Here is a 19,619-nt window from a genome sequence, read left to right on the forward strand (position 1 = left end):
ACGCCCGGTTACATTCCGAACCCGGAAGCTAAGCCTTTCAGCGCCGATGGTACTGCAGGGGGGACCCTGTGGGAGAGTAGGACGCCGCCGAACAATATTTCAAGGACCCTTGGTCCCAGCGTTCATGCTGGGACCAAGGGTCCTTTTTGCTGTTTTGAAACAAGTACAGCCCGAAGCGCGCCGAACTGGTCGGTGCGCGAGAATGAATGCAGTACCGAAGACAGGAGTCACGTCGATGTCCACCAACTCTTCCGACGACCGTGGGGAGCGCCGCCCGCAGCGGCGCGACGACGGTGACCGCGGTGGTTTCCGGCGTGATGACCGGGGGCCGCGTCGCGACAGCCGCGACGGCGACCGCGGTGAGCGCGGCGGCTTCCGCCGTGACGAGCGTGGTGGCGGGCGCGGTGGGTTCCGCCGCGATGACCGTCCCGCCGGCGGCGACCGCGGGGGTTTCCGTGGTGGCGACCGTCGCGACGACCGGCCGCGTGGCCCGCGTCGTGACGATGAGCGTGGTGGCGGGTTCCGGCGCGAGGAGCGCGGCGGGGACCGTCCGGGATTCCGTCGTGACGACCGCTCGTCCGGTGGTGACCGCGGTGGCTTCCGTCGTGATGACCGGCGTGACGAGCGTCGGGACGATCGTGGTGGTGACCGTGGCGGGTTCCGTCGGGACGATCGTCGTGATGACCGCGGGGGCGACCGTGGTGGGTTCCGGCGTGACGACCGCGGTGGGTTCCGCGGTGGCGAGCGTGGCGGGGACCGTCCCGGGTTCCGGCGTGACGAGCGTCGGGACGATCGTGGTGGGGACCGCGGTGGTTTCCGTCGGGACGATCGTCGGGATGAGCGGCGTGATGACCGCGGTGGCGACCGTCCTTCGTTCCGTCGGGACGACCGGCGTGATGAGCGTCGGGATGACCGTGGCGGTGACCGCGGCGGGTTCCGTCGGGACGACCGCGGTGGCGACCGTGGTGGGTTCCGGCGTGACGACCGGGGCGGGGATCGTCCGGGCTTCCGTCGGGATGACCGCTCGTCCGGTGGTGACCGCGGCGGGTTCCGTCGGGACGACCGGCGTGACGACCGTGGCGGCGACCGCGGTGGGTTCCGGCGTGATGACCGCCGTGATGACCGCCGTGATGAGCGGCGTGATGACCGCGGTGGTGACCGTCCTTCGTTCCGTCGGGACGACCGGCGTGATGAGCGGCGGGACGACCGGGGCGGCGACCGTGGTGGGTTCCGTCGGGACGACCGCGGTGGCGACCGTGGTGGGTTCCGGCGGGACGACCGGGGCGGGTTCCGCAGGGATGACGAGCGCGGTGGGCGTCGGCCGTACGGCGCCGGCCGTGGCCGGGACGACCGTCGTGACGAGCGGCGGGACCGGGACCGGGAGCCGATCAAGCGGCTGCCGATTCCGGAGGACGTCACCGGTGACGAGATCGACAAGGATGTGCGGCAGGAGCTGCTGAGCCTGCCGAAGACGCTCGCCGACGACGTCGCCAAGAACCTGGTGATGGTCGCGAAGCTGCTGGACGAGGACCCGGAGCAGGCCTACGGGTACTCGCGGGTGGCGCTGCGGCTGGCCTCCCGGGTCGCGGCGGTGCGTGAGGCCGCGGGCTTCGCGGCGTACGCGGTCGGCAAGTACAGCGAGGCGCTGGCGGAGTTCCGGGCGGCGCGGCGGATGACCGGCGGTGTCGACCTGTGGCCGGTCATGGCGGACTGCGAGCGCGGTATGGGCCGTCCGGAGAAGGCGCTGGCGATGGCCGGTGAGCCCGAGGTGCAGAAGCTGGACCGGGCCGGGCAGGTCGAGATGCGGCTGGTCGCGGCGGGTGCCCGCAAGGACATGGGGCAGGCGGACGCCGCGGTGGTGACGCTGCAGAGCCCGGAGCTGGCGTCGAGCGCCGTCCACCCGTGGACCGCGCGGCTGCGGTACGCGTACGCGGACGCGCTGCTGGAGGTCGGGCGCGAGGACGAGGCGCGTGACTGGTTCGCCAAGGCGCTGGAGGCCGATCAGGGCGGCACGACGGACGCCTCGGACCGGCTCGCCGAGCTGGACGGGGTGGAGTTCACCGACGTGCTGGAGGAGTCCGGCGAGGCGGAGCAGAGCGACGACGCCGGGGCGGACTCCGGTGAGCGGCCCGACAAGGGCTGAGCCGGCGGGGGCCGGGCCGATGCGGGCTCGGGCCGTGTGAGCGAAGACGAAGGGCGGGATCCCGGTGGGGTCCCGCCCTTCGGCGTGTTCGGGGAGGGTCAGGGGGCGTAGGGGGCGATGGGGTTGCGGAGGGTGCCGATCAGCTGGAGGGCGCCGGCGGGGTCCTGCAGGTCGACCATCTCCTGGTTGTTGCGCAGCTGGAGGCGGTTGAGGCAGGACAGGGCGAACTCCTCGGCGAACATGTCGTACCGGTCGAACTTGTCGGCGAGGTGCGGGTGCGACGTCTGGTAGTCGGTGACGCATCCGGCGACCGTGCGCCAGAAGGTCTCCTCGTCGAGGACGCCGAGGTCGTCGAGGGTGCCGCTGAGGAAGCGGAAGAAGCAGTCGAAGACGTCGGTGAAGACCGACAGGAGCTTCTTGTCCTCGGGGACGTCGGCGCGGATGCGTTCGACGGTGGGGGGCAGGACCGCGTCGGGGTCCATGACGGCGATCTCTTCGGCGATGTCCTTGAAGATGACGCGGGCCACCGCGCCGTCCTCGACGACCAGGATGGCGTTCTCGCCGTGCGGCATGAAGACCAGGTCGTAGGCGTAGAAGGCGTGCAGGACGGGGGTCAGGTACGCGTCGAGGTAGCGGCGGAGCCAGACGGCGGGCTCCAGGCCGGATTCCTTGATCAGGGCGGCGGCGAAGGAGGCGCCACCCTGGTCGGTGTGGAGCAGGGAGGCCATGGTGGCCAGGCGCTGGCCCGGTTCCAGGGTGGGGACGGGGCTCTCGCGCCACAGGGCGGCGAGCATCTTCAGGTACGGGGAGCCCTTGTGGGTGGCCGCCTCGTACTGGCGGTGGTGGTAGCCGATCGCGGCGCGCTCGCGGATGATCGAGAAGCGGGCGGCCCGGAGGGTGTCGTCGGCGGAGATCAGGCGGGCCAGCCAGTCGTTGATGGCCGGGGTGGCCTCCATGTACGAGGCGGACAGGCCGCGCATGAAGCCCATGTTGAGGACCGAGAGCGCCGTCTTGACGTAGTGCCTGGTGGGCTCGGTGGTGTTGAAGAAGGTACGGATGGACTGCTGGGCGAGGTAGTCGTCGTCGCCGGGGCCCAGGCAGACCAGGCGCTGCTGGGCGACCTCCGCGGCGAAGGTGACGGACAGTTTGTTCCACCACTGCCAGGGGTGGGTGGGGAAGAGGTAGTAGTCGTCCGGGTCGAGGCCCAGGGTGGTGAGGGTGGTGTGGAAGCGGTCGCGGGTGGTGGCGTCGAGTTCGTCGCGCACCAGTGAGTCGTAGTCGAGGCCGGCGCCCGCGGTGAAGGTGGCGTGGTCGCGGCGGGCGGCGAGCCAGATCAGCCGGACGGGGGCCGCGGCCTCGGGGGCGTAGGCGTGGTACTCGTGGATGCCGAAGCCGAGGCGGCCGTTGTTGGCGACGAAGCAGGGGTGGCCCTCGGTCATGCCGGTCTCGACGGCCTGGAAGCCGGCCGTGGCGAGTTCGGTGGCGGTGGGCTGGTCGGCGGCGAGCTTGTAGGCGGTGCCGGAGAGGGTGGAGCTGATCTCCTCCAGGTAGACCGGGAGGATCTGGGCGCCGAGTCCCAGGGCGTCGCGGTGTTCGATGAAGAACTCCACGGCGTCGAGGGGGAGTTCGTCGTGGTCGCGGTGGCGGGTGATGCTGTCGGGGTCGATCTGCCAGTGGTCGAGCGCCTGTCTGCGGGCGGCGAAGCGGTATTCGGTGGTGCCGTCGTCGCTGCGCAGGGCGTAGTGGCCGTCGTGGGGCAGGCGCCTGGGGGTGAGCAGCCGTTCGTGGGCGAACTCGGCGAGGGCCTTGCGTATCAGCAGGCGGTTGGCGCGGGCCCACAGCGCGGGGGTGAGGTGGGCGACGGCGTCCTGGGCGGTCGGCCGGGTGCCGGCGGTCATCGGTGGTCTCCTTGGGCGGCCAGGAACTGGTCGCGGGTGCAGGTGCTGAGGCAGGCGTCTTTGGAGGGGAGCGAGACGGTGCGCTGGACCTCGAATCCGACGGCCTTGTTGAGGGCGTGGACGGCGGTGTTGCGGGTGTCCGGCTCGACGACGACGCGGCGGGTGGCCGGGTCGGCGAAGAGCATCTCCATGACGGTGGTGAGCACGGCGAGGGTGAAGCCGTGCAGGGGGGTGGCGGTGGGGGCGGTGAGGAAGTGCATGCCGACGTCGCCGGGCCGGGCGGCGTGGATGCCGACCAGTTCGCGGTGGGCAGGGTCGTAGCGCTCCATCAGGAAGGCCGGGGTGCCGTTGTGCAGGCCGAGGAAGGCGTCGTGGAAGGGGTCGGCGGCGATCCGCGCGAACTCCTTCTCGACGTCCGTCAGATCGCAGTCCTGCATGAGCCAGAAGACGGCTTTGGGGTGGGTGACCCAGCCGTGCAGCAGCTCGGCGTCGGCGGCCGGGTCGACCGGGCGCAGTGAGAACTCCCCCAGTGCGGGGTCGGTGCGGGTGAAGGCGGGGGCCTCGCTCATGCGGGGATCTCCATGGGGTGGTGCGGGCCGGCCGGGGCGGCGAACTCCTGGAAGGCGATGGCCTTTTCGACCGGGTAGTACTCGCGGCCGAGCAGCTCGCGGACGATGCACGAGTTGCGGTACGCGGCCATGCCGAGGTCGGGCGTGACGAAGCCGTGCGTGTGCAGCTCGGCGTTCTGCACGAAGATGCCGTGGCCGGTGGTGTCGATGCTGTAGTTGCGGGCCACGTCGTAGCGGCCGGCGTCGTCCCAGGCGATCCGGTCGCGGACCGGGGTGAGGAAGTCCGGTACGCGGTAGCGGTAGCCGGTGGCGAGGATCAGCCCCTGGGTGTCGAGGACGAAGCCGGTGCCCTGCTCCTCCTGGTGCAGGCCCAGGGTGTAGGTGCCGGTGGTCTCGTCGTAACTCGCGTGGTTCAGGGCGGTGTTGGTCAGCAGGCGGGTGGGGACCGGGCCGGCGAGGTTCTTCTGGTAGAGCAGATCGAAGATGTCGTTGATCAGGGCGGAGTCGATGCCCTTGTAGAGGTGTTTCTGGGTGGCGTTGAGGCGGTCGCGGGTGGCCTGGGGGAGGGCGTGGAAGTAGTCCACGTACTCGGGGGAGGTCATCTCCAGCGTGAGTTTGGTGTATTCGAGCGGGAAGAAGCGCGGGGAGCGGGTGGCCCAGGTCAGGTGGTAGCCGTGGCTGTCGATGTCCTGGAGGAGGTCGAAGTAGATCTCGGCGGCGCTCTGGCCGCTGCCGACGAGGGTGATGGAGTCCTTGGCCTGGAGGGCGGCCTTGGCGTCCAGGTAGTCGGCGTTGTGCAGCAGATCGCCGCCCAGGCCCTGGCAGGCCTCGGGGATGTGCGGCGGGGTGCCGGTGCCCAGGACGAGTTTGCGGGCGCGGTGGGTGGTGCGTTCGCCGGTGGGCAGGTGCTCGGCGTGGACGACGTACAGCTCTTCGCGGGCGTCGTACTCGACTGTGGTGACCTGGTGGGCGAAGCGGATGGAGTCGAGTTTGCCGGCGGCCCAGCGGCAGTAGTCGTTGAACTCGGCGCGCAGCGGATAGAAGCTCTCGCGGATGTAGAACGGGTAGATCCGCCCCGATTCCTTGAGGTAGTTCAGGAACGAGAAGGGCGAGGTGGGGTCGGCGAGGGTGACCAGGTCGGCCATGAAGGGCACCTGGAGGTGGCTGCTGTCGAGCATCATGCCGGGGTGCCATTCGAAGGACGCCTTGTTGTCCAGGAACAGGCCGTCGAGTCCGTCGATGGGCTCGGTCAGGCAGGCCAGGCCCAGGTTGAAGGGGCCGAGGCCGATGGCGATGAAGTCGTAAGGGGCGGACACAGGAGGGCTCCGAGGGGGTCGGCTTGGGAGGTCAGCGCGCGCTGAGCGCCGGCTGGGGCTGCTCGGTGAGGAAGCTGCCGGCGTGCTCGGCGATCAGGTCGAGGACGGTGGCGATGTCGTCGAGCGTGGTCTCCGGGTTGAGCAGGGTGAACTTGAGGTAGTGGCGTCCGTCGACCTTGGTGCCCGCGACGATCGCGTCGCCGGAGGCGAACAGGGCGTCCCGGGCGTGCAGATTGACCCGGTCGGCCAGCTCGGGGTCCTGGTCGGTGCCGGGGAGGTAGCGGAAGACCAGGGTGCTGAGCTGGGGCTCGACGACGACTTCGAAGCGGGGGTCGTCGTGGAGGAGTTTCCAGGCGTCCGCGGCGCGGTCGATGACCTCGTCGAAGAGCTCGCCGAGGGACCGGGCGCCCATGATGCGCAGGGTGAGCCAGAGTTTCAGGGCGTCGAAGCGGCGGGTGGTCTGGATCGACTTGTCGACCTGGTTGGGGATGCGCTGCTCGGTCATCCGGCGCGGGTTGAGGTAGTCCGCGTGGTAGGTGACATGGCGCAGGGTCGTGCGGTCGCGGACCAGGACGGCGCTCGAACTGACCGGCTGGAAGAAGGACTTGTGGTAGTCGACGGTCACCGAGTCGGCGCGTTCGATGCCGTTGAGCAGCTCGCGGCGGCGGGAGACCAGCAGACCGCAGCCGTAGGCGGCGTCGACGTGCATCCACGCGCCGTAGCGGTCGCACAGCTCGGCGATCTCGGGGAGCGGATCGATGGAGCCGAAGTCGGTGGTGCCGGCGGTGGCGACGACGGCCATGGGTATCAGGCCGTCGCGCCGGCAGCGGGCCAGCTCGTCGGCCAGGTCGGTGGTGCGCATCCGCTTGTCCGCGTCGGCCGGGACGCTGATGACGGCTTCCGCGCCCAGGCCGAGCAGGGTGGCGGCCTTGCGGATGCTGAAGTGGCTGCACTCGGAGGTGAGGATGCGCAGCCGGGGCAGTACGTCGGTGAGCCGGGCCGGGCCCCCCTGGGCCGGGGAGCCGTCGCGGGTCAGCTCCCGGCGGCAGGCCTCGTCGCGGGCGAGCAGCATGGCCTGGAGGTTGGACTGGCTGCCGCCGCTGGTGAAGATGCCGTCGGCCTGCTCGCCGAGGCCGATCCGGTCGGCCGTCCAGTCGATCAGCCGGCGCTCGATGAGGGTGCCGCCGGCGCTCTGGTCCCAGGTGTCCAGGGAGGAGTTGACGGCGGAGAGCACGGCCTCGCCGACGAGGGCGGGGATCACCACGGGGCAGTTGAGGTGCGCGAGATAGCGCGGATGGTGGAAGTAGACGGCGTCGCGGAGGTAGACCTCCTCGAGTTCGTCGAGCGCGGCGGCCGGGTCGTGCAGCGGGGTGTCGAGGTCGACGCCGGCGACCGTGGGTGCGAGGCCGTCGACGGAGATGCCGGTGAACGGGCGGGCGGTGCCGGCGATTTTGGCGCTGATCCGCGTGACGCTCTCGGTGACGGCGCTGTGGTAGCGGTGGGCCGTGGCGTTGTTGAGCAGATACGTCCGGCTGTCGGCCGGGTCCTCGGCGGAGTGCGCGAGGAGACTCATGGAGCGGTCCTCCCTGGTGCGGACTTGACCACGTCCTGCGCAGGGTGGGGTGTGTGCGCAGGGGCAGGGAGACCCGCCCGAGACGTAGTGAGGTAAGCCTAACCTAACTACGTCTCGGGGCTGGTCACAGGTGCCGCGGGCGGGCGGACGCCGGGATTCAGTTGGTGTCGGACTCGTCCAGGGTGCGCAGGACCAGACCGGTGGCGGGCTTGGGCCCGAAGGAGGTGGACTTGCGCGGCATCGTCACACCGCACTCGGCGAGTTGACGGACCGTCTCCTCCGATGTGGCGCGCATCAGGACGGCCGAGCCGCCGTGCCGGGCGGCCTGCTCGACGGCGGCCTCGGCGTGGTGCAGATACCCGATGTCGGACGGGTGGTCGGGGACGTGCCAGACCTCGTCCAGCAGGACCGAGTGCAGCACGGTCGCGTCCAGCTTCCGCCAGGCCTCCGGCCGGTCCCGGCGGATCGCGCGGTCCAGCAGCTCGGGGTCGGGGCGGTCCAGGAGGTGGAAGGAGTGCCGCCCGCCCGCCAGGACGAAGGCGGTGCCGGGCGTCTCGTCCAGGGCCGCCAGGGCGGCGGGCAGCTCGCCCGGGAGCGTACGGGTGCGGAAGGCGCCGGCCAGGTCCGCCAGCGCCTTGGCGGGCGGCAGGTGCGGCAGCACGCGATGGATCGCGCGGACCTGCAGCGGATAGCGGGTGGTGTCGACCAGCAGCACCAGCCCCGACGCCCAGGGCGAGGCGGGGCCGGCCCCGGGCCGCTGCTGGTACAGCCGCTGGTAGGTCGCCCAGCGGTGGTGGCCGTCGGCGATCAGGGCCTGCCGGCGGGCGAGATCGTCGTCGATGGCCGCGAGATCGGCGGGGTCGGTGACCGCCCACAGGCGGTGGGTGAAGCCGTCCTCCGTGGTCGTGGCGAGCAGCGGGGTGCCCTCCGCCACCCGCTCGACGACCGCGGTGGCCCCGTTCGCGGCGTTCCGGCCACGGTAGGAGAGCAGCAAAGGCTCGAAGTTTGCGGCCGCGGCCCGCATCAGGGCGGCCCGGTCCTCGACGACCTCGTCGATGACGTCCTCGTGCGGCAGCACCGGACCGTCCAGGCGCAGCGCGCCGATCAGCCCGCGCTGCAGCACCTCGCCGGCGCGCTGCTCGTAGACGTACAGCGCGGGCTCGGCGTCCTGCGTCAGCACGCCCTCGGCGCGCCAGCGGTGCAGGGTGTCGGCGGCCTGCCGGTGGCGGGTGGTGGGGTCCGCGGCGTGCGGGAGGATCAGCCGGACGATGTTGTACGGATCGGCGGTCTCCAGATGGCGCACGCCGTCCGGCCGGACCACCACGTCATAGGGCGGCGAGGTCACGGCGGTGAGGCTGCTGATCCGGTCCGGGGCGTAGCGCAGTCCACGGAACGGGAGGAGGCGGAGGCCGTCGGTACTGGTCATTGAAGAATGCTATGCCGCCGGCCCGATGAGGGAAGATCGGGGGACAGGCCGCTATGGCCGGAACTATCGGTATGCGCGGGGCGGGCGACGGTGCGCCCGGAGCACGCGGAGAACGCGCCCTTACGGTGCGCGGTGGGACGTTCGTCCCCATCATGGCAAGCGAGGAGCGAGACGGCATGAACGAGCAGATTCGCCAGCGGCCCGACGGGAGCCGGCGCCCGCTGAGCGAGGCGTACGACACGGCGCTGCTGGATCTGGACGGTGTCGTCTACGCCGGCGGACAGGCCATCGAGCATGCCGTGGATTCGCTGATACGCGCGCGGGACGGCGGGATGCACCTGGCGTATGTGACGAACAACGCGGCCCGCACCCCGCAGGCCGTCGCCGACCAGCTGACCGGCTTCGGCCTGCCGACCGGCGCCGGCGAGGTGATCACCTCGGCGCAGGCGGTGGCCCGGCTGATCGCCGAGCAGGTGCCGGCGGGCGCGCGGGTACTGGCCATCGGGGGCGAGGGGCTGCTGGTGGCGCTGCGCGAGCGCGGTCTGCGGCCGGTCTTCTCCGCGGACGAGGACCCGGCGGCGGTGGTGCAGGGCTACGACCCCACGCTGGACTGGGGGCGGCTGGCGGAGGCCGCGTACGCGGTGCAGCGCGGGGTGCCGTGGTTCGCCTCCAACACCGATCTGACCATCCCCAAGGAGCGCGGGATCGCGCCCGGCAACGGCGCGTTGGTGGAGGTGGTCCGGATCGCCGCGGGCGGGACGCCGCAGGTGGCGGGGAAGCCGCAGCCGCCGATGCACCGGGAGACGGTGCTGCGGACCGGCGCCGAGCGGCCGCTGGTGGTCGGCGACCGGCTCGACACGGACATCGAGGGCGCCTGCAACGGCGGGGTCGACTCGCTGCTGGTCCTCACCGGCGTCACCACCGCCGCCGAGCTGCTGGCCGCCCCGCCGCAGCACCGTCCGTCCTACGTGGACGCCGATCTGCGCGGGCTGCTCGCGCCCCAGCCGGAGGTGACCGCACAGGACGGCGGCTTCCGGTGCGGCGGCTGGCGGGCCGAGGCGGTCGGCGACGCGCTCGCCGTGACGGGCGCGGGTACACCGCTGGACGGGCTGCGGGCGCTGTGCGCGGCGGCCTGGACGGCGGCGGGCGACGGCAGTTGCGGCGCGGACGCCGGCAAGGCGCTGGCGCGGATCGGGATGTGAGGGCGGGGACTCCTGCCGCCCGGGGTGGCAGGAGTCCCCGCGGAGCCGGGCCGTGCGGCCTTCAGTCCTCGTCGGCCGGCGCCGTGCCGGCCGTCAGCTCCGCGATCAGGTCCTCCTCGGTGGCGCCGCGTCGCCAGTAGCCGGTGAACTTGACGGCCCGGCGGTCGATTCCGCGCTCGCCGACCAGGTGCCGGCGCACCGCCTTGACGGTTCCCGCCTCCCCGGCGATCCAGGCGTACGGCGTGCCGTCGGGCAGCTCGGCGGCGCGCAGCGCCTCCAGGACCGGCTCGCCGTGCGCCGCGGCCCCCGGGTCGCCGACCAGCCAGGTGATCTCGGCGTCCGCGAAGGTCGGCAGCTGCTGGCGGTCGTCCTCGTGGCCGACCTCGATCCAGACCTTGGCCCGGGTGCCGGGGGAGAGCGATGACAGGATGCCGGCGATCGCGGGCAGCGCGGTCTCGTCGCCGGTGAGCAGGATCCAGTCGGTGCCGGCCGGCGGCCGGAAGTCGACGCCGCCGTTGTCCTCGACGACCGGGGCGAGGACGGTCAGCCGGTCGCCGGGGCGGGCCCGGGCGGCCCAGCGGGAGGCCGGGCCGCCGGCCGTGACGGCGGCCTCGGGACCGGCGCCGTGCAGGGCGAAGTCGACATCGAACTCCTCCGCGCCGGGGCGCTGTTCGCGGATCGTGTACGAGCGCATCACCGGGCGCTCGGCCGGGTCCTGCGCCCGCCAGGCGGTGTACCAGCCCTCGCTCATGTCGTCGAAGACCGGCCGGTCCTGGTGGGGTTGCGGCAGGAAGAGCTTGAAGCGCTGGTCACGACCGCCGGACGCCAGCTCGTGAAGCCGGTCGCCGCCGAAGGTGACCCGCACCATGGAGGGGCTGATCCGCCGGGAGCGTACGACGTGCACCTCGAAGAAGCGGAACGGAGCGGTGGCGGGGGCGGCGGTCGTGGTCATACGGGAACCTCCCGGGACGATGGTGGGGTGGGGAGCGGCCGCGGTGGAACGCGGGGTCCGGTGGGCGCCGGTCCACCGCGGCGTGATGTCAGTTGACCTTCTTGGCGCCCTCGATCGCCTTGGTCAGCGATTCGATCAGCGGCGCGGCGCCGGCGTAGGAGAAGCGCGGCTCGCTGGACCAGGGGGTGATCTGGCCGGCCTTGACGGCGGGGAGCTTGGCCCAGGAGGGCTTGGCTGCCAGGTCCTTGGGCTGGAGGGTGGCGGTCCGGTTGTCCAGCAGGAGCACGTCGGCCTTGTACTTGTCGGCGTTCTCCCAGCTCAGGCTCTCGAAGTAGCCGCCCTTGTCCAGGTGGTCGGGGACGACCAGGTCGACGCCGAGGGACTTGTAGTACATGAGGTCGGCGTTGATGCCGGGGTTGGAGGCGTAGAAGAGGTCGGGGCTGCCGGAGCAGGCGAGCACCTTGACCGGGTGGGACTTGGCGGCCCGGCGCAGCGCCTCGGAGGCCTTCTCGAAGCGGGCCTTGGCGTCGGTGACCTTCTTGGCCTTGAGGTCGGCGCCGAGCGACTCGGCCAGCTCGGCGTAGCGCTCGATGATCTTGACGAGCGGGACGCGGGCGGAGGTGATGGCGACGGACTCGGCCAGCTTGGCGATCTTGTCCTTGCTGGTGTCCGGCACGAACCACAGCGCGTTCGGCTCGTACATGTTGGTGACCAGCAGTTCGGGGCGCAGTCCCGCGTACTTCTCCACGTTGAACTGGTTGTAGGCGTTGCCGATGATGGTGACCTTGTCGACGTCGAGGTCGCCGGCCTGCGGGTCGGGCTTGCCGTTCTTGAGCTTGGTGGGCCCGAAGACGCCGACTATCTGGTCGTCGATACCGAAGTCGTGCAGTGCGGCCGCGGTGCCGGTGAAGGCGACGATGCGCTGCGGGGTGCTCTTGAGGGAGACCTTCTGCTTGCGGTCGTCGGTGAAGGACCAGGGGCCGCCCTTGCCGCCGCCGGCACCCGCCGAGCCCTTTTCTCCACCGCACGCGGCGAGCAGGGCGCCGATGCCGACGGCACCGCCCGCGGCGAGGATGCCGCGGCGGGACAGGGTTACGCTTCGGGAGGTGCTCATGGTGGGTGTGCTTCTCTCTGGGAAGGGCCTGCTAGGTGGGGGAAGGGCCTGCGAGTTGAATGTGAGGGTAGGCTAACCTAACCCTCGTGTTGGTTGACAGTCCCCCCGAAGCAACAACGGCTCCGGCCTCCGCGGCACCCCGACGACGGAATGCCATGCGCTCCGCGGGGCTGCTCGCCTCCGTCGCCGTCCTGGCCGTCGTCACCGTCCTCGGCATCGCCATCGGCGCCAAGCAGATCCCTCTCGACCAGGTGTGGCACGGGGTGTTCCACTACTCCGGCTCCGACACCGACGTGGTCGTCCGCGATGTGCGCCTGCCCCGCACCCTGCTCGGTCTGATCGTCGGCGCCGCCCTCGGACTGGCCGGCACCGTCATGCAGGCGCTGACCCGCAATCCCCTGGCCGACCCCGGAGTTCTGGGCATCAACGCCGGAGCCTCGGCCGCGGTCGTCTCCGCCATCAGCTTCCTCGGTGTCACCTCACTGGTCGGCTATGTGTGGTTCGCGTTCGCCGGCGCCGCGCTCGTCTCCGTCGCGGTGTACGTCCTCGGCGGCACCCGCGGCGCAACCCCCGTACGCCTCGCCCTCGCCGGCACCGCGCTGACCGCGGTCCTCACCGGCTACCTCAACGCGGTCAACCTGATGGACACCGCGGCACTGGACAAGATGCGCTTTTGGACGGTGGGTTCGCTGGCCGCCGCCACCTGGCCCACCGTCACCCAGATCGCGCCGTTCCTCGCGGCCGGCGGCGTCCTGGCACTGCTGATCGCCCGGCCGCTGAACGCGATCGCGCTCGGCGACGACCAGGCGCGGGCGCTCGGCGCCCGGCTGACCCGCACCCGGGTGCTGGCGATGCTCGCCATCACCCTGCTGTGCGGCGGGGCTACCGCCGCCTGCGGCCCGATCGTCTACGTCGGCCTGATGGTCCCGCATGTCGTACGGGCCATCACCGGGCCCGACATGCGCTGGATCCTGCCGTACTCCGCGGTGCTCTCGCCGGTGCTGCTGCTCGGCGCGGACGTCCTCGGGCGGGTCGTGGCCCGGCCCGGAGAGCTGCAGGTCGGCATCGTCACGGCCGTCGTCGGCGGCCCGGTCTTCATCTATCTCGTACGGCGTCGGAGGATGGCCCAGCTGTGAGTACGACCGTCAAGCCCGGGCGGGGTCCCGGAAAGGGAAGCGGGACCGGGGCGGTCCGGACGGTGCGGGCCGTGCGTACGCAGGGCGGGCTCTCGCTGCGCCTGGACGTGCGCGCCGTCGTCGTCGGACTGCTGCTGCTGGCCCTCGCGCTGGCCGCCGGCATCGCGCTGATCGGCTCCGGCGACTACCCGATGACACCGGCCGAGGTGGTCGCCACGCTGACCGGCGGCGGCGACGCCGGCCAGCAGTTCATCGTCCAGGACCTGCGGCTGCCGCGGGTGCTGGTGGGGCTGCTGGTGGGCGCCGCGTTCGGGGTCGCCGGGGCGGCCTTCCAGACCGTCACGCGCAACCCGCTGGGCAGCCCGGACGTCCTCGGCTTCGCCCAGGGCTCGTCCGTCGGCGCGCTGACCGCCATCGTCTACTTCCAGGCCGGGACCTTCGCGGTCGCCGCCGGTGCGGTCGCCGGTGGGGTGGTCACCGGACTCGCCATGTTCCTGCTCGCCTGGAAGGGCGGCATCCACGGCTACCGCTTCGTGCTCGTCGGCATCGGGGCCAGCGCCATGCTCTACGCGATGGTGCTCTACCTCATGACCAAGGCGAACATCGTCGAGGCGACCCAGGCCACCACCTGGATGACCGGTTCCCTCAGCGGGCGCGACTGGGCCCAGGTCTGGCCGCTGGCCGCCGTCTGCGCCGTCTGCCTGCCGCTGGTGCTCTGCTACGGGCGGCCGCTGCGGATGCTGGAGATGGGCGACGACGCCGCCTACGCGCTGGGCGTACGGGTCGACCGGGTCCGCGTCGTGGTGCTGCTGGCCGCGGTCGTGCTCGTCGCCTCCGCCACCGCGGCGGCCGGGCCGATCTCCTTCGTCGCGCTCACCGCGCCCCAACTGGCGCGGCGGCTCACCCGCTCGCCCGGCCCCAACCTGCTGCCGGCCGCCCTGATAGGCGCCGTCCTGCTGGTCGCGGCGGACTGGTCCTCCCAGCAGCTCTTCGGCGCCGACCAGCTGCCGGTGGGCGTGCTGACCGGCGTCCTCGGCGGCGGCTATCTGCTGTGGCTGCTGGCCACGGAGCGCCGGGCGGGGCGGATATGACGCGCGGCGGGGCGGGCAGGGCACGCCCGAGACGGTGCCCACGGTCCGGTGCGCGTCCACCGGCACCGGACCGGCGGCCGCCGGGCAGCAGCAGCGACACGACAACCCCAGGAGTTTCGAAGTGAGCCGTCTCACGGCCGAGAACGTCACCCTCGCCTACGACCAGCGGGTCATCGCCGAGAACCTCTCGGTCGCCATCCCCGACCACTCCTTCACGGTCATCGTCGGCCCGAACGCCTGCGGCAAGTCCACGCTGCTGCGCGCCCTGTCGCGGATGCTCAAGCCGGCCGCCGGATCGGTGCTGCTGGACGGCTCCGCGATCTCCTCGCTCCCGGCCAAGAAGGTCGCACGGACGCTGGGGCTGCTGCCGCAGTCCTCGATCGCCCCGGACGGCATCACCGTCGCGGACCTGGTGGCGCGCGGCCGCTACCCGCACCAGGGACTGCTGCGGCAGTGGTCCGCCGACGACGAGCGGATCGTCCAGGAGTCGATGGCGGCGACCGGCGTCGGCGCCCTGGCCGACCGCTATGTCGACGAGCTGTCCGGCGGACAGCGGCAGCGGGTGTGGATCGCGATGGCGCTCGCCCAGCAGACGCCGCTGTTCCTTCTGGACGAGCCGACGACATACCTGGACATCCAGCACCAGATCGAGGTGCTGGACCTGTGCGCGGAGCTGCACGAGGAGCAGGGACGCACGCTGGTCGCGGTGCTGCACGACCTCAACCACGCCGCCCGCTACGCCACCCACCTCATCGCCATGAAGGACGGTGCGGTCGTCGCCCAGGGTGCGCCGGCCGACGTCGTCACGGCGGAGCTGGTGGCGCGGGTCTTCGGGCTGGCCTGCCAGGTCATCGACGATCCGGAGACCGGGACGCCGCTGGTGGTGCCGGCGGCGCGCAAGCCGCGCACGCCGCGTACCGGCGCCGTGGCGGCGACCGGCAGGAGCGCGGCGACTACAGCAGCGTCCTGAGGCGCAGCAGGTCGCGCAGGCCGGCCTCCAGCTTGACGCGACCGCTGCCCCAGGCCCTGGCGAAGTTCAGCTGCCCGTCGACCAGCGCGACCAGATCGTCGCCCGCCATCGTCAGGCGGATCTCGGCCTTGTTCGGCGGCGGGCCGGGGACGCAGGTGACGTTCTGGATGGTGCCGCCGGCCAGCCGTCCGAGGAACGTCACATCGAGGTCCGTGATGCGGCAGCTGAGCGAACGGTCGAGTGCGGCGGCGCTGCGGACGTTGCCGTCAGCCGAGGACAGGTTCTGGGCCAGCCGGTCGAGCGCGGCACGGCACTGGTCGAGAGTTGCCATCGTGACCGACGATACGCCAGGTCGTGGGCGGCTCGTTCGTCCGTGACCCCGCTCGTCGGGGTAGCGTCGGGGGCATGGAAGAGCCGACGTCCGGCCCGGAGCCGGAGGTCCCCGCGGGGGCCGTGGGGAGCGAGCCAGCGGAGCCCGCAACGCCTGGGCCGGCGGAGCCCGTATCGCCCGGGGAGTCCGAGACCCCGGCCGCGCCCGAGGGGCCGCGGCCGCTGGGGGTGGGGGTGGTGCCCACCGGCCAGTCCGCGGTCGACGCCGGGCTGCGCCGACTCGCCGACGCCGACCACCTCCCGTCGAGCGGTCACCTCCAGGTGTACGAGGATGTCCACCGTGGGCTGCGCGATGTGCTGGCCGGTCTCGACCAGCACCCCGGGCCGCCCGCCCCTTCCTCGACGACGTACGACAACAGGAGCTGAACCACAGGTGGCAGGAGTGGCACGACGCCGACTCGACGCGGAGCTGGTGCGCCGCAAGCTGGCCCGTTCGCGCGAGCACGCGAGCCAGCTGATCGCCGCGGGCCGGGTGACCGTCGGCGGCGCGACCGCGACCAAGCCGGCCACCCAGGTGGAGACCAGCGCGGCCGTGGTCGTGCGGGCGGACGAGAGCGACCCGGACTACGTCTCGCGCGGTGGCCACAAGCTCGCGGGGGCGTTCGCCGCCTTCGTGCCGCTCGGCCTGAAGATCGAGGGCCGGCGGGCGCTGGACGCGGGCGCCTCGACTGGTGGTTTCACCGACGTTCTGCTGCGGGCCGGCGCCGGTCATGTCGTCGCCGTGGACGTCGGATACGGACAGCTCGCCTGGTCGCTGCAGAGCGATGAACGGGTCACCGTGAAGGACCGCACCAACGTACGCGAGTTGACGCTGGAGCAGATCGACTCCCGGCCCGTCGACCTGATCGTCGGCGATCTCTCCTTCATCCCGCTGGGGCTCGTACTGCCCGCGCTGGTGGGCTGCGCGGCGCCGGACGCGGACCTCGTGATGATGGTCAAGCCGCAGTTCGAGGTCGGCAAGGAGCGGCTGGGCAGCGGCGGAGTCGTGCGCAGCGCACAGCTGCGGGCGGAGGCGGTGCGCGCCGTAGCGAACCGGGCGGCCGAGCTGGGACTTGGCGTACTTGGAGTAGTTGCCAGCCCGCTGCCTGGACCTTCCGGGAATGTCGAGTACTTTCTGTGGCTGCGCGCCGGGGCGCCTGCACTCGACCCGGCGGACGTCGACCGTGCAGTGGCGGAGGGGCCTCGTTGACCACTACCCAGGCAGTTGAAGGCAGCGCAGCACACGAGAACAACGGAGCCGAGCGGACGGTGTTCCTGCTCGCACACACCGGCCGCCCCGCGGCCATCCGCAGCGCCGAACTCGTCGTCCAAGGGCTGCTGCGCAGCGGGATCGGCGTACGGGTGCTGGCGGAGGAGGCCGCGGATCTGCCGCTGCCGCCGGAGGTCCAGCGCGTCGACTCCGAGCAGTGCGCCGCCGAGGGCTGCGAACTGCTGGTGGTCCTGGGCGGCGACGGCACGCTGCTGCGCGGCGCGGACTTCGCCAGGACGTCCGGGGTGCCGATGCTCGGCGTCAACCTCGGCCGGGTCGGCTTCCTCGCGGAGGCCGAACGCGACGACCTCGACAAGGTCGTCGACCGGGTCGTCACCCGTGCCTACGAGGTCGAGGAGCGGATGACGCTCGACGTCCTGGTCCGCAACAACGGCAGTGTCGTGCACACCGACTGGGCCCTGAACGAGGCGTCGGTGGAGAAGGCCGCACGCGAGCGGATGCTGGAGGTGGTGACGGAGGTCGACGGGCGGCCCGTCTCGCGCTTCGGCGGTGACGGCGTGGTCTGCGCGACCCCGACCGGTTCGACCGCGTACGCCTTCTCGGCCGGCGGCCCCGTGGTCTGGCCCGAGGTCGAGGCCCTGCTGATGGTCCCGATCAGCGCGCACGCCCTCTTCGCCAAGCCGCTGGTCACCTCGCCCCGTTCCGTCCTCGCGGTCGAGGTGCAGCCCAAGACCCCGCACGGTGTGCTGTGGTGCGACGGCCGTCGCAGCGTCGAACTCCCCGCCGGCGCCCGCGTCGAGGTCCGCCGCGGCGCCGTACCCGTGCGCCTGGCGCGTCTGCATCATGCCTCCTTCACGGATCGTCTGGTCGCCAAGTTCGCCCTTCCGGTGGCGGGGTGGCGGGGGGCGCCTCACTAGGGCACCGGGGCCCGCCCGGCGCGGGCCCCGCCCGGGGCGCCTCAGTGGCGGCCCCGTGGAGCCGGGTGTGCGAGGAGCTTCCTGGCGCGGGTGAGGGCGGAGTCCTGCCGGGCGGAGAGTTCCTCCTCGGTGAAGACCGGGGTGGGGACGGCCGGGGGTATGCCCGGACCGTCGAAGGTGCGGCCGTCGGGGGTGAGGAACTCCTCGTTGGGCAGGCCGAAGGTCCAGCCGTTCGGGAGCCTGCGGTCCAGAATGTCGGAGAAGACGCCCTGGGTGTTCTCGCCGATGCGCGTGGGGGCCGGGGAGCGGCCCATCAGGGACTGGGTGAAGATCTCGCCCGCGCTGATGGTGAGCCGGCCGGTGAGGACCGCTATCGGGCCGGTGTAGACCGGGCCGTGGTACGGGCGGATGCGGGCCGGCTGGGGGGTGGTGAACCTGCCCGGGTCGCGGGGGTCGTTCCGTGCCCGCTTGCGGTAGGCGGGATAGGGGCGGTCGGTCAGACGTGAGGCGATGCGCAGGCCGAGGGGATCGGCACCGCCGCCGTTGAGCCGTACGTCGACGATCAGGCCGCGCAGGGCCGCCGGGCCCTTTGTCCGGGCCTTGGTGAACACCGAGTTCAGGGCGCGGTCGAGCTCGGCGACATCGCCGGCGTAGTCGCCCTTGTCGGTGTAGCCGGCGAACTGGGTGACACGGAAGTAGCCGATGCGGCCGGGGAGCTCGGCGTAGGTCAGCTTGCCCTGGGCCCAGTGCCGCTGGACGGTGCCCGTGCCCAGGTTCGCGGCGATCGCTTTGTCGATACGGGCGGTGGATGCGGGAGTGGGCAGGACGGTCCCGGGGCGTTTGCCCGCGAACCACCGGTCGGGGCCCGCCACGACCCGGGTGTGCGCGTCGTGCAGCGGCTCGATCATCTTCCGGAACACAGCGAAGAGTTCGCCGTCGCTGGTCCTGGCGGTGATGCGGGGGCGGTAGCGGTCGCGGACCGCCGCCCAGTCGATCTTCTTCGCGCGGAAGAAGGGGTAGTTCTCGGCATAGGTCTGCCACAGGACGTCGAAGGCCGCCCGGGGGTCGCGCGACGGGCGCTGTGCGCAGCGGGCCGGCAGCGCGTCGATGCGGTGCAGCGACCGCCGGCCGACATTGTCCTCCACGGTCAGGTGGGCGCGGTCGGCGCCCGCCGGGGCCACGGTGACCGGGGACGAGTCGGGGACCGCGAAGCGGATTCGGCCGGCCGCGTCCGGGGCGCCGGTGCGGGTGCCCTCGACGGCCCCGGGAAGGCAGCTCACGGCGGTGGTCTCGTACGTCCGCAGGCCGCCGCCCTTGATCGTGACGAGGGTGCCGTAGCCGTCCATCCGCCAGACGCCCTCCAGCGAGCCGGCCGCGGCGCGGGCGGAGCGGTCCGCGGCGGGCTCTTGTGGGGCGGCACCGGCGTCCGTGCCGGAGCGGTCCGCGCCGCCCGGGCCGGCACAGGCCGCCGTGGCGGTCAGCGCGGCGGCGACGGCCACGGCGGCGAGCGGCAGCAGCGGCGAGCGGCGGGGGCGCCCCGGGCGGCCGGGCCGGGTGCCGGACCGACTCTCTGTGCCGGATGGGTCGTCCGTGCCGAATTGATCGCTCATGTTGCTTCGGTCCTCATGCTGGATCGGTGATCGGTGATCGGTGATCGGTGATCGGTGATCGGTGATCGGTGATGGGTGATGGGTGATCGTGATCGCTAATTG

18 protein-coding genes and 1 rRNA gene are annotated in these 19,619 nt (G+C 72.1%); 10 read left to right on the top strand and 9 right to left on the bottom strand.

Going from position 1 to position 19,619, the window contains the following annotated elements:
- From rrf to ACFWZH_RS32670, 3 genes are all read left to right on the top strand, one after another.
- Positions 1-93 (top strand): 5S ribosomal RNA (rrf, locus tag ACFWZH_RS32660); the annotation flags it as partial.
- A gap of 167 nt (positions 94-260) precedes the next feature.
- Positions 261-1,460 carry a hypothetical protein gene (locus tag ACFWZH_RS32665; protein WP_384439704.1) on the top strand — a complete coding sequence of 400 codons (1,200 nt, stop codon included), beginning with the start codon at positions 261-263 and terminating at the stop codon, positions 1,458-1,460.
- Positions 1,397-2,143 carry a hypothetical protein gene (locus tag ACFWZH_RS32670; RefSeq protein ID WP_384439689.1) on the top strand — a complete coding sequence of 249 codons (747 nt, stop codon included), beginning with the start codon at positions 1,397-1,399 and terminating at the stop codon, positions 2,141-2,143. Before ACFWZH_RS32665 ends, ACFWZH_RS32670 begins: the two co-directional genes overlap by 64 nt.
- A gap of 98 nt (positions 2,144-2,241) precedes the next feature.
- Here ACFWZH_RS32670 and ACFWZH_RS32675 read toward each other — a convergent pair whose 3' ends face one another.
- The 5 genes from ACFWZH_RS32675 to ACFWZH_RS32695 all read right to left on the bottom strand — a co-directional run bounded on the left by ACFWZH_RS32675 (position 2,242) and on the right by ACFWZH_RS32695 (position 8,925).
- The gene (locus tag ACFWZH_RS32675) at positions 2,242-4,041 is read right to left on the bottom strand and encodes an IucA/IucC family protein (protein WP_384439560.1); all 1,800 of its coding nucleotides are present in this window, start codon (positions 4,039-4,041) and stop codon (positions 2,242-2,244) included.
- Positions 4,038-4,610 carry a GNAT family N-acetyltransferase gene (locus ACFWZH_RS32680; RefSeq protein WP_384439562.1) on the bottom strand — a complete coding sequence of 191 codons (573 nt, stop codon included), beginning with the start codon at positions 4,608-4,610 and terminating at the stop codon, positions 4,038-4,040. The genes ACFWZH_RS32675 and ACFWZH_RS32680 overlap by 4 nt, the downstream gene beginning before the upstream one ends.
- Positions 4,607-5,926 (bottom strand): lysine N(6)-hydroxylase/L-ornithine N(5)-oxygenase family protein, encoded by a 1,320-nt coding sequence (locus ACFWZH_RS32685; RefSeq protein WP_384439565.1) that lies wholly within the window; start codon positions 5,924-5,926, stop codon positions 4,607-4,609. Before ACFWZH_RS32685 ends, ACFWZH_RS32680 begins: the two co-directional genes overlap by 4 nt.
- A 31-nt stretch (positions 5,927-5,957) precedes the next feature.
- Positions 5,958-7,499 (bottom strand): pyridoxal phosphate-dependent decarboxylase family protein, encoded by a 1,542-nt coding sequence (locus ACFWZH_RS32690; RefSeq protein ID WP_384439568.1) that lies wholly within the window; start codon positions 7,497-7,499, stop codon positions 5,958-5,960.
- 157 nt (positions 7,500-7,656) lie between these two features.
- Complete coding sequence (locus ACFWZH_RS32695; protein WP_384439571.1) at positions 7,657-8,925, bottom strand: DUF1015 family protein; 1,269 nt, start codon at positions 8,923-8,925, stop codon at positions 7,657-7,659.
- 176 nt (positions 8,926-9,101) lie between these two features.
- Here ACFWZH_RS32695 and ACFWZH_RS32700 point away from each other — a divergent pair, with 176 nt between their 5' ends.
- Positions 9,102-10,127, top strand: coding sequence for an HAD-IIA family hydrolase (locus ACFWZH_RS32700; RefSeq protein ID WP_384439574.1), 1,026 nt, complete (start codon positions 9,102-9,104; stop codon positions 10,125-10,127).
- A gap of 61 nt (positions 10,128-10,188) precedes the next feature.
- Here ACFWZH_RS32700 and ACFWZH_RS32705 read toward each other — a convergent pair whose 3' ends face one another.
- Positions 10,189-11,079 carry a siderophore-interacting protein gene (locus ACFWZH_RS32705; protein WP_384439577.1) on the bottom strand — a complete coding sequence of 297 codons (891 nt, stop codon included), beginning with the start codon at positions 11,077-11,079 and terminating at the stop codon, positions 10,189-10,191.
- Between the two features lie 88 nt (positions 11,080-11,167).
- Positions 11,168-12,193 carry an ABC transporter substrate-binding protein gene (locus ACFWZH_RS32710; RefSeq protein WP_384439580.1) on the bottom strand — a complete coding sequence of 342 codons (1,026 nt, stop codon included), beginning with the start codon at positions 12,191-12,193 and terminating at the stop codon, positions 11,168-11,170.
- A gap of 155 nt (positions 12,194-12,348) precedes the next feature.
- Between ACFWZH_RS32710 and ACFWZH_RS32715 the strand changes: the two genes are divergently transcribed.
- From ACFWZH_RS32715 to ACFWZH_RS32725, 3 genes are all read left to right on the top strand, one after another.
- Positions 12,349-13,329: a FecCD family ABC transporter permease gene (locus ACFWZH_RS32715; RefSeq protein WP_384439582.1), complete on the top strand. Its 981-nt coding sequence runs from the start codon at positions 12,349-12,351 to the stop codon at positions 13,327-13,329.
- Positions 13,326-14,420: a FecCD family ABC transporter permease gene (locus tag ACFWZH_RS32720; protein ID WP_384439585.1), complete on the top strand. Its 1,095-nt coding sequence runs from the start codon at positions 13,326-13,328 to the stop codon at positions 14,418-14,420. Before ACFWZH_RS32715 ends, ACFWZH_RS32720 begins: the two co-directional genes overlap by 4 nt.
- A 121-nt stretch (positions 14,421-14,541) precedes the next feature.
- Positions 14,542-15,390, top strand: coding sequence for an ABC transporter ATP-binding protein (locus ACFWZH_RS32725; RefSeq protein ID WP_384439588.1), 849 nt, complete (start codon positions 14,542-14,544; stop codon positions 15,388-15,390).
- Here the strand turns inward: ACFWZH_RS32725 and ACFWZH_RS32730 are convergent.
- Positions 15,374-15,721: a sterol-binding protein gene (locus ACFWZH_RS32730; RefSeq protein WP_384439591.1), complete on the bottom strand. Its 348-nt coding sequence runs from the start codon at positions 15,719-15,721 to the stop codon at positions 15,374-15,376. The two genes, ACFWZH_RS32725 and ACFWZH_RS32730, sit on opposite strands and share 17 nt — an antisense overlap.
- 74 nt (positions 15,722-15,795) lie before the next feature.
- Between ACFWZH_RS32730 and ACFWZH_RS32735 the strand changes: the two genes are divergently transcribed.
- The 3 genes from ACFWZH_RS32735 to ACFWZH_RS32745 are packed head-to-tail and all read left to right on the top strand — an operon-like array spanning position 15,796 to position 17,907.
- Positions 15,796-16,146, top strand: coding sequence for a hypothetical protein (locus ACFWZH_RS32735; RefSeq protein WP_384439594.1), 351 nt, complete (start codon positions 15,796-15,798; stop codon positions 16,144-16,146).
- Positions 16,147-16,153: 7 nt separating this feature from the next.
- Positions 16,154-16,969 carry a TlyA family RNA methyltransferase gene (locus tag ACFWZH_RS32740; RefSeq protein ID WP_384439597.1) on the top strand — a complete coding sequence of 272 codons (816 nt, stop codon included), beginning with the start codon at positions 16,154-16,156 and terminating at the stop codon, positions 16,967-16,969.
- Positions 16,966-17,907: an NAD kinase gene (locus ACFWZH_RS32745; protein WP_384439600.1), complete on the top strand. Its 942-nt coding sequence runs from the start codon at positions 16,966-16,968 to the stop codon at positions 17,905-17,907. Before ACFWZH_RS32740 ends, ACFWZH_RS32745 begins: the two co-directional genes overlap by 4 nt.
- 41 nt (positions 17,908-17,948) lie before the next feature.
- Here ACFWZH_RS32745 and ACFWZH_RS32750 read toward each other — a convergent pair whose 3' ends face one another.
- Positions 17,949-19,517: a S41 family peptidase gene (locus tag ACFWZH_RS32750; RefSeq protein WP_384439603.1), complete on the bottom strand. Its 1,569-nt coding sequence runs from the start codon at positions 19,515-19,517 to the stop codon at positions 17,949-17,951.
- Positions 19,518-19,619: the final 102 nt, after the last annotated feature.

This window comes from Streptomyces sp. NPDC059008 (genome assembly GCF_042749045.1).
Lineage (GTDB): Bacteria > Actinomycetota > Actinomycetes > Streptomycetales > Streptomycetaceae > Streptomyces.

Excerpts from the sequence above, each read along its gene's own strand:
- ACFWZH_RS32675 (WP_384439560.1), bottom strand. The coding sequence starts at position 4,041 with ATGACCGCCGGCACCCGGCCGACCGCCCAGGACGCCGTCGCCCACCTC.
- ACFWZH_RS32695 (WP_384439571.1), bottom strand. The coding sequence starts at position 8,925 with ATGACCAGTACCGACGGCCTCCGCCTCCTCCCGTTCCGTGGACTGCGC.
- ACFWZH_RS32750 (WP_384439603.1), bottom strand. The coding sequence starts at position 19,517 with ATGAGCGATCAATTCGGCACGGACGACCCATCCGGCACAGAGAGTCGG.
- ACFWZH_RS32700 (WP_384439574.1), top strand. The coding sequence starts at position 9,102 with ATGAACGAGCAGATTCGCCAGCGGCCCGACGGGAGCCGGCGCCCGCTG.
- ACFWZH_RS32730 (WP_384439591.1), bottom strand. The coding sequence starts at position 15,721 with ATGGCAACTCTCGACCAGTGCCGTGCCGCGCTCGACCGGCTGGCCCAG.
- ACFWZH_RS32680 (WP_384439562.1), bottom strand. The coding sequence starts at position 4,610 with ATGAGCGAGGCCCCCGCCTTCACCCGCACCGACCCCGCACTGGGGGAG.
- ACFWZH_RS32710 (WP_384439580.1), bottom strand. The coding sequence starts at position 12,193 with ATGAGCACCTCCCGAAGCGTAACCCTGTCCCGCCGCGGCATCCTCGCC.
- ACFWZH_RS32705 (WP_384439577.1), bottom strand. The coding sequence starts at position 11,079 with ATGACCACGACCGCCGCCCCCGCCACCGCTCCGTTCCGCTTCTTCGAG.
- ACFWZH_RS32690 (WP_384439568.1), bottom strand. The coding sequence starts at position 7,499 with ATGAGTCTCCTCGCGCACTCCGCCGAGGACCCGGCCGACAGCCGGACG.
- ACFWZH_RS32735 (WP_384439594.1), top strand. The coding sequence starts at position 15,796 with ATGGAAGAGCCGACGTCCGGCCCGGAGCCGGAGGTCCCCGCGGGGGCC.
- ACFWZH_RS32715 (WP_384439582.1), top strand. The coding sequence starts at position 12,349 with ATGCGCTCCGCGGGGCTGCTCGCCTCCGTCGCCGTCCTGGCCGTCGTC.